This window comes from Actinopolyspora mortivallis (assembly GCF_003001495.1).
GTDB classification, from domain to species: Bacteria; Actinomycetota; Actinomycetes; order Mycobacteriales; family Pseudonocardiaceae; genus Actinopolyspora; species Actinopolyspora mortivallis_A.
Genome location: NZ_PVSR01000075.1, coordinates 1 through 4,614, shown reverse-complemented (window position 1 = coordinate 4,614; position 4,614 = coordinate 1). Strand labels below are relative to the sequence as shown.

Here is a 4,614-nt window from a genome sequence, read left to right as displayed (position 1 = left end):
TCCCCGCTCCCACCCCGGCCACCATCAAGTCCTCAATGGACAGAAAAGGGGATCACGAAACGCCAGGAGAGCAACCGTCCTCATGGGACGAAATCAGGTGGTGCACCGCGAAACCCCGCAACGGCCCGCCCGCTCCGGAACCGCGGCGCGGAAGACGGGGCCATGATCGGGATTTGCTCCCGTCGGGCTTCCTTGGTTAATGTCCCGGCGTCCGTTGTCACAGTCAGATCACGAACAGGGACAAAAGCCGGTTACCCCGACCGGCCCGGACTCCCCCATCCGGCCCTGTGGTCCGACTCCCCGAGACGGAAGGTCAAGCCTTGACTCGACACCGCTCCCCCGGCGGTCAACAGAACACCCCGGTTCAACAGCATCGCTCGGAAGGAGAGTCCACACCGGACCGATCGCGGAACTCGACTCCGCCCTCGGTGTGGCGCGGCAGGATCGTGGTGGCCGCCGTGGCGGCCGGTGCCTTCGCCGCCGCGGGCCAGGCGATGGCCGCCGAACAGGGCCAGTCCGAACCACAACAGGACGACTACGCCCCGCTGGCCTCCGGTGAGAAGGCGGCCGCATCCCTGGGCAGTGTCGTCGGAGCCGAGGAGAAGTCCTCCTCGGACGGTTCCGACGAGCCGAGCGGCGTCGGCGGCGCCGCCCCCTCCCCCGAGATACTCCCCGTGGCGCGGACCGCCGACACCGAGAACGAGGTCCGCCAGCTCGCCAAGAGCCAGCAGGTCGAGCGCGCCCGCGAGGCCGCCATCCGCGAGGCCCGCCAGCCCGACTACGTCGCCCCCGCGCAGGGGGTGTTCACCTCCGGCTTCGGCGGGCGCTGGGGCACCACCCACTACGGCATCGACATCGCCAACAGCAAGGGAACCAAGATCGCCTCGGTGGCCGAAGGAACCGTGATCGAGGCGGGACCGGCCAGCGGCTTCGGACTGTGGGTACGTGTCCAGCACCCGGACGGAACGATCACCGTCTACGGCCACGTGCACAGCATCACCGTCTCCGAAGGGCAGAAGGTGGAGGCCGGCGACCAGATCGCCACCATGGGCAACCGCGGCTTCTCCACCGGAACCCACCTGCACTTCGAGGTGTGGAACCCGAGCGGCAAGAAGATCAACCCGCTGCCGTGGCTCAACGCGCGGGGGGTCAGCGTCACCTGACCCTCCCCCGAGGGCTCGTCGTCCGTGGGAACTCCCGGACGACGAGCCGTCACGGACTGTCGGCGGAGTCCGCCTCCGGGGCCGCCCCGTGCCCGTCCCGCTGGGCCCGCCACCTGTCCATCAGCTTCGGCAGCTCCACCCGCAGGAACTCGAAGAACCGCCGGGTCTCGTCCAGCCGACTTCCGGCCCTGGTGCCGACCCCGAGTGCGGCCACTCCCTGCCGCAGGGTCTCCTCCCATCCCCCCAGCTGCTCGTCCCGGCGGGCGAAGGCCTCGTACCACATGTCGTCGCGCACCCGGTAGTGGTCGCGCCGGCTCCCCGGTTCCCGTTCCCGCACCAGCAGTCCCACGCGGATCAGGTAGCGCACGGCACCGGACACGGCGGCCGCGCTGACCCCCAGGGACTCCGCCAGTTCCGCCGCGGTGCACGCGCCGTCCTCGGAGACCAGCACTCGCACGAACACCCGGGCGGCCATGCGGGGGAAACCGCCCTGGGTGAGGTCCAGCGCGAAGCGCTCCACGAACCTGGCGACGGCCTGCTCGTCAGGACGCGGCGCGGAGCTCGGTGTTGTCTCGGACATCGCTGCCTCCCGCACCGTTCGACCGCGTCCCCGGCGAGTGATTTACACATTTTCTAAATTTCACAACCCTGTGAACGCAGTCCAGCTTAACAGCGCCGCCACCACGGGGTCAGCACCCCGCTCCCGGAGGGCGTCCTCGCGATTCATCTTATTCACAAATTTGTGAAAAAACTGTATGCTGAGGGGGACGGCAACCGACACCAGCGGCGCCCGGCGGCCGAACGGCCCCGGACGGTCGACGAACCGAAAGGACCGCCGTGACCCGATCCACCGCCATAGCCGTCTCCGGACTCACCAAGAACTTCGGCACCACCCGAGCCCTCGACGGCCTCGACCTGACCGTGCGCTCCGGGGAGGTGCACGGCTTCCTCGGCCCCAACGGAGCGGGCAAGACCACCACCATCCGCATCCTGCTCGGACTGCTGCGGGCCGACGGAGGACGGATCCGGCTGCTCGACGGCCACCCCTGGCACGACGCCACAGAACTGCACCGGCGGGTCGCCTACGTCCCCGGCGACGTGACCCTCTGGCCCGGCCTCTCCGGCGGGGAGGTGATCGACCTGCTCGGACGGCTGCGCGGCGGGATCGACCCCGCGCGCAGGGAGGAACTGCTGGAGAGCTTCGCCCTCGACCCGCGCAAGAAGGCCCGCAGCTACTCGAAGGGCAACCGGCAGAAGGTGGGGCTGATCGCCGCCCTGGCCTCCGAGGCCGAGTTGCTGGTCCTGGACGAGCCGACCTCGGGACTGGACCCGCTCATGGAGGAGACCTTCCGCGAGTGCGTCCGGCGGCAACAGCGCGAGGGACGCACCGTGCTGCTGTCCAGCCACGTGCTCTCCGAGGTCGAGGCCCTCTGCGACCGCGTGACGATCGTCCGGGAGGGCCGCACGATCGAATCCGGCAGCCTCTCCGAGCTGCGTCACCTCACCCGTGTCTCGGTCAGCGCCGAACTCGCCCGCGTGCCCACGGGCCTCGACGAGCTGCCCGGCGTCCACGACCTCGAACTCGACGGCACCGAACTGCGGTGCGAGGTGGACACCCCGGCGCTGGACGGGCTGCTGCGCCGCCTCACCGAGGCGGGGGTGCGCGGGCTCACCAGCCAGCCCCCCTCGCTGGAGGAGCTCTTCCTGCGGCACTACGACCACGAATCTCCCGACACATTCCACCGGGGAGCCGCCCGATGAACACACTGCGCGGAACACGGGACCTCGTGCGGTTGATCCTGCGCGTGGACCGCGTGCGCATCCCGACGTGGATGGCCGGGGTAACGCTGTTCCTGCTGGGAAGCGTGGCCTCCTTTCCGGCGGCCTACGACACGGCCGCCGAACGTCAGGCACGCGCGGCCCTGATGGACAACCCCGCCACCGTGATCCTGACCGGCCCCGGATACGGCCGGGAGGACTACACCTACGGCGCGATGGTGGCCAACGAGATGGGCGGGATGACCGCCGCGCTCCTCGCACTGATGAGTGTTCTACTCGTGGTGCGACACACCCGTCACGAGGAGGAACAGGGACGAGCCGAGCTGGTGCGGGCCGCCGTGGTCGGACGGCACGCTCCTCTGGCCGCCGCGTTGCTCACGGTCGTCGCGGTCGACGTCGTGCTGGGACTCGTGCTCGGTCTCGGCCTGCCCGTGGTGCTGCCGGAACTGAGCGTGGGCGGATCCCTGCTGTTCGCGGCCGGACTGAGCGCGGTGGGGGTCGTGTTCGCCGCACTGGCCGGGGTGACCGCCCAACTCATGGAGCACGGGCGGGCGGCGAGCGGTCTCGCCGCCGCCCTGTTGGCCGCCGCCTACGCGCTGCGCGGAGCGGGTGACCTCGGGGACGGGACGCTGTCCTGGCTGTCGCCCATCGGCTGGGCCCAACGCACTCGTCCCTATGTGGACGGAAGATGGTGGCCGCTGTCCCTGGCGCTCGCGCTGACGGTGCTGCTGGTGGTGACCGCCTTCGTACTGCGCTCCCGACGGGACGAGGGGGCTGGGCTCGTGCGGGGCCGCCCGGGCAGGGCCACGGCCACACCGTGGCTGTCCGGACCGTTGGCCCTGGCACTGCGTCTGCGACGCGGCCTGCTCACGGGCTGGACGGTGGGCTTCGTGCTCTTCGGGGCCTTCGTCGGAGCGATCGCCGAGCAGGCGGCCGAGTTCGCGGCGGACAACGAGCTGGCCCGGCGAGTGCTGGCACAGCAGGGGCAGGCCGGATCGGCCGAGACCGTACTGGCCACCTACCTGGGACTGATGGCGCTGGTCTCCACGGGATTCGCGTTGCAGTCGGTCGCCGCGCTGCGCGCGGAGGAGACCACGGGCCGCCTCGACCCGCTGCTCGGCGGATCCCCCCTGTCCCGGGACGGGTGGATGCTGTCCAACCTGGCGGTCACCCTGGGCGGCAGCGGAGTCGTCCTCGGTTCGGGAGGTCTCAGCGCGGGACTGGTCCACGCGATGACCAGTGGCGATCCCTGGGACGCGGCACGGCTCGCGCTGGCGGCGCTGGCCCACCTGCCCGCCGTGTGGGTACTGGCGGGACTGGCCACCGCCCTGTTCGGCGTGCTGCCCGCGGCGGGCGGGCTCGAATGGCTGGTCCTGGCGGGCAGCGTGTTCGTGGGGATGTTCGGACCGCTACTGCGACTTCCCGACCGGGTCGCCGACCTCTCCCCGTTCACCCACACCCCCACGCTGCCCACCGGGGATCCGCATCCGGCCTCACTGCTCGCGCTGACCGCGGTGGCGGCGGCGCTGACCGCGATCGGTGTCCTCGCCTTCCGGCGGCGCGACACGGCCTGATCCCTCCCGGCGGCCGGAGTGGTGGCCGCGACGGATTCGGCGGCGGGCTCAGCAGCCCCCTCCGCCTCCACCACCGCCGCCGCCCCCACCTCCGGGGG

At 71.0% G+C, this 4,614-nt stretch carries 4 protein-coding genes; 3 read left to right on the top strand and 1 reads right to left on the bottom strand.

The features are described 5' to 3' along the window. Nucleotides 1-428: 428 nt before the first annotated feature. Nucleotides 429-1,163, top strand: coding sequence for a M23 family metallopeptidase (locus tag CEP50_RS19620; protein ID WP_106115394.1), 735 nt, complete (start codon nucleotides 429-431; stop codon nucleotides 1,161-1,163). Between the two features lie 49 nt (nucleotides 1,164-1,212). On the opposite strand, the gene CEP50_RS19615 is transcribed toward CEP50_RS19620, so the two are convergent. Next, on the bottom strand, nucleotides 1,213-1,743 hold the full coding sequence (locus CEP50_RS19615) for a GbsR/MarR family transcriptional regulator (RefSeq protein ID WP_106115393.1): 531 nt from the start codon (nucleotides 1,741-1,743) through the stop codon (nucleotides 1,213-1,215). Between the two features lie 257 nt (nucleotides 1,744-2,000). Here CEP50_RS19615 and CEP50_RS19610 point away from each other — a divergent pair, with 257 nt between their 5' ends. Beyond that, nucleotides 2,001-2,924, top strand: a complete 924-nt coding sequence (locus tag CEP50_RS19610) for an ABC transporter ATP-binding protein (protein ID WP_106115392.1) — start codon at nucleotides 2,001-2,003, stop codon at nucleotides 2,922-2,924. Then, nucleotides 2,921-4,516, top strand: coding sequence for an ABC transporter permease (locus tag CEP50_RS19605; RefSeq protein WP_106115391.1), 1,596 nt, complete (start codon nucleotides 2,921-2,923; stop codon nucleotides 4,514-4,516). The genes CEP50_RS19610 and CEP50_RS19605 overlap by 4 nt, the downstream gene beginning before the upstream one ends. Nucleotides 4,517-4,614: the final 98 nt, after the last annotated feature.